The 3,286-nt window shown below is 70.5% G+C and carries 2 protein-coding genes and 1 pseudogene; 2 read left to right on the top strand and 1 reads right to left on the bottom strand.

Annotated elements, in window-relative coordinates:
- Positions 1 to 28: 28 nt before the first annotated feature.
- On the bottom strand, positions 29 to 1,783 hold the full coding sequence (locus SSBG_RS27960; RefSeq protein WP_008749406.1) for a discoidin domain-containing protein: 1,755 nt from the start codon (positions 1,781 to 1,783) through the stop codon (positions 29 to 31).
- Between the two features lie 658 nt (positions 1,784 to 2,441).
- On the opposite strand from SSBG_RS27960, the gene SSBG_RS27955 reads away from it, so the two are divergent.
- Together SSBG_RS27955 and SSBG_RS27950 are read left to right on the top strand one after the other, a co-directional pair.
- Complete coding sequence (locus SSBG_RS27955; protein WP_008749405.1) at positions 2,442 to 2,954, top strand: sigma-70 family RNA polymerase sigma factor; 513 nt, start codon at positions 2,442 to 2,444, stop codon at positions 2,952 to 2,954.
- A 13-nt stretch (positions 2,955 to 2,967) separates the two neighbouring features.
- A pseudogene (locus SSBG_RS27950) lies at positions 2,968 to 3,286 on the top strand (hypothetical protein); the annotation flags it as partial.

Here is a 3,286-nt window from a genome sequence, read left to right as displayed (position 1 = left end):
CCCCGCCCCGTGCGGTCTCAGTGGGGTGTCACTGCCAGACCTTCACGTAGTCGATGCTCATCTTCTGCGGGAAGCGGGTGCCGGCGTCGGGGGCGCCGGGCCAGTCGCCGCCGACCGCGTTGTTGAGGATCAGGAAGAAGTCGTGGTCGAAGACCCAGGGGCCCCGCGTGGCTTCGAGGGTGGCCTTGTCGACCGTGTGCATGACCTGCCCGTCGACGCGGAAGGTCATGCCCTTGCTGTTCCAGTCCACGGTGAAGGTGTGGAACCCCGCGGCGAAGTCCGCCCCACCGGGGAGCGTGTAGGGCGAGCCGAAGCCGTTGGCCCCGTTGTAGGCGGGCGCGTGCAGGGTGGAGTACGTGGTGCCCGGCTCCTTGCCGACGTGCTCCATGATGTCGATCTCACCGGTGTACGGCCACGGCCTGCCCTGGTCGAAGTAGTCCGCGCCCAGCATCCAGAAGGCGGGCCACAGGCCCTGCGTCCCGGAGACCTTGATGCGGGCCTCGACCCGGCCGTAGGTGAACTTGAACTTCCCGTACGTGTTGAGCCGGGCGGAGGTGTACTGGCAGGTGCCGCTGCCCGTCAGCGGGTCGCGCGGGCACGTCGAGCCGGGGGTCTCCTGCTTGCGCGCTTCGAGGACCAGGTTGCCCGCGCCGTCGAGCGCGGCGTTCTTGTTGTCGGTGTAGTACTCCAGCTCGTTGTTGGGCCCGGAACCCGTCTCGGGGACCCACTTGCCCGCGTCCGGCGCGGTGCCGGCCGGGCCGTTGAAGTCGTCGTTGAAGACGAGCTTCGAGTAGCTGGGGTCGGGCGGGAGCGGCGGCGGGGTCGTCGGGGCGCCGCCGGTGCCCCAGACCTGGAACTCCCACAGCGAGTAGCCGTACTCGCCCGAGCGCTGGGTGGCGTACATCCGCACGTGGCGGCCCGTGGTGTTGAGGTCGATGGTCTCCTTGAAGCCCTTGCCGCTGGTGGTCTGGTAGACGCTGCGCCAGTCGTTGCCGTTGTCGGAGACCTCGATGCGGTACGACTTCGCGTAGGCGGGGTCCCACTGGAGGACGACGCGGTGGATGGTGGCGTTCGCGCCGAGGTCGACGGCGATCCAGCCGGGATCGGTCCAGCCGCCCTCGGGGCTCGTCGCCCAGCGGCTCGCCGGGTCGCGGTCGAACGCCTTGTCGGCCGAGCAGAGCCAGCAGGTGCCGTCGTTCTGCGCGGTCGAGGCGCTGCCCTGCTTGCCGTAGGAGAGCAGGACGTCGTTGCCGGGCTGCGGGCCGCTCCCGCCGCCGGTCGAGTAGACCTGGAACTCCCAGAGCGAGTAGCCGTACTGGGTGGCACGCTGGGTGCCGAGCAGCCGGACGTAGCGGCCGGTGCCGGAGACGTTCAGCGTCTCGTTGCCGCCGGTGCCGTTGGTCGTGGTGTGGACCGTCGTCCACTGCTGCCCGTTGGCCGAGACCTGGATCTGGTAGCCCTTGGCGTACGCGGCTTCCCAGCGCAGCACCACCTGGCCGATCTCCGTGCTGCTGCCGAGGTCGACCTGGAGCCACTGGTTGTCGCTGAACTCGCTGGACCAGCGGGTGCCGTTGTCCCCGTCGACGGCGGACGCGGCGGTGAAGGGGCCCTCCTGGCTGGAGGCGGTGGCGGGCCTGCCCTGCGAGACGAGCACGGGCGCGGCGGCGACCGCGCGCGAGGGCGCGGTCACGATCGCGAGCGACAGCAGGAGCGCCACGGCGGCGCAGACGGCGAGGACTCCTCGGGGAAGGGTTCTTCGGCGGCCGAGAATACGGGTGGTCATGCGAACTCCTCAGCGGGAGGCGGGGGTTGGGCCGAGAGAGCACTCCCTCCGCAGGGGGAGACTCGCGGCGGCGGTTCCGCGCGTCAAGAGAGCTGACCAGTTGATTCAAAAAGCAACGCCGGATTGGCCGAATCCTGAAAGGAACGGCCGGTTCATGCGGGGCACGGTTCGGGAGATGAAGGCTTCGGGCATCGCCTTCCCCCGTCGTGCACACCTCTTGACGCCAGTCGCGCGGGCGCCCCATCATCCTGCTCACAGAGAGAGCACTCCCCCACGTCCGCGCGGCCGCCCCGCGGCCCTCCCCGCGCCTGCCCCGCCCCGTCAGCGCGTCCCCCGTCAGCGCGTCCCCCCGTCGCCGCGTCACCCGAGGCCCGTGACCCGACTCTCGCGGGCCGCGCGCTCGCGCGCGCCCGCACGCGCAGGTGAACTCTAGCCACCAACGGACGGACATCGGTGACCCGGACGCCGAGGAATTCCCGGCGGCCGCGTTGTGGTCATTAAGTTCTGAGCTTTTCCTGAGCCAAATCCGACCACATTTGCCGGTTTTCAACCCTAAAGAGCCGTTACCGAAAGTGGTACAGCCCACCTATTCTCCTCTCCGGAAGCGCTCCTCACCGCCCCCGCCTCATCCTTTTGAGTGAGTCTTTGGAGCTGACCCATGGGCCACGTCCCCCCGGACGCACATACCGCTTCACCCCCCGCCGAGCGCCACCGCGCCCGCCTCCTGCGCTACGCCCGCCTGCACGCCCGCGGCGATTTCCATCGCGCCGAGGACATCGTGCAGGAGACGATGCTGCGTGCCTGGCTGACGCTCGACGAACCCGATTTCGAGGGCGATCAGCGCCTCCAGGCATGGCTGTACCGCGTCGCGCGCAACCTCGCGATCGACGCGCACCGCCGCGACCGGTCGGTCCCCGTCGGCCTCCTCCCCGAGGAGGAGGCGCACCGCGGCGGCGAGAACGAACTCGCCGACACCGTGGCGACCCGTCAGATGCTCTGCGAGGCGCTCTCGCGCCTGTCCCACGAGCACCGCGAGGTGCTCGTCCACATCCACCTGCGGGACCGCACCCGCGCGGAGACCGCGCGCGTGACCGGCGTGCCGCAAGGCACCGTCAAGTCCCGTAACCACTACGCGCTCGAAGCCTTGCGCCGATCCCTCCCTGCCGCGTGAGGGGCGGCGATCTGTGAACAGGAACACCGATCCCTTCGACTGGTTCCGCGACCACGCGGACGCCATCTTCCACTGGCTCGGCATCATCGGGCTGCTGGTCCTCGTCTTCGTCCTGCTGCGCTGGTGGGCGATGCGCTGGGGCGGCTGGCGGCGCTGGGCGGCCCGGCTGCGGCGCGAGGGCGCGCTCACCGTCGCGGCCTTCACCGAACCGGTCCGCTCCCTGGTCCGCCACCGTCGCACGCTGCGCGCGCTCGTCACGAGCCTCGGCGACCCCGGCACGTGGCGGGACGCCGAACTGGCACTGGCCGCCGCCGCCCGCGACCCCGGGGCGG

Origin of the sequence: Streptomyces sp. SPB074 (genome assembly GCF_000154905.1) — a bacterium.
In the GTDB taxonomy this organism is placed as follows: Bacteria; Actinomycetota; Actinomycetes; order Streptomycetales; family Streptomycetaceae; genus Streptomyces.
The sequence above is the reverse complement of the archived record's forward strand: the minus strand, read 5'-3'. Positions and strand labels throughout refer to the sequence as shown.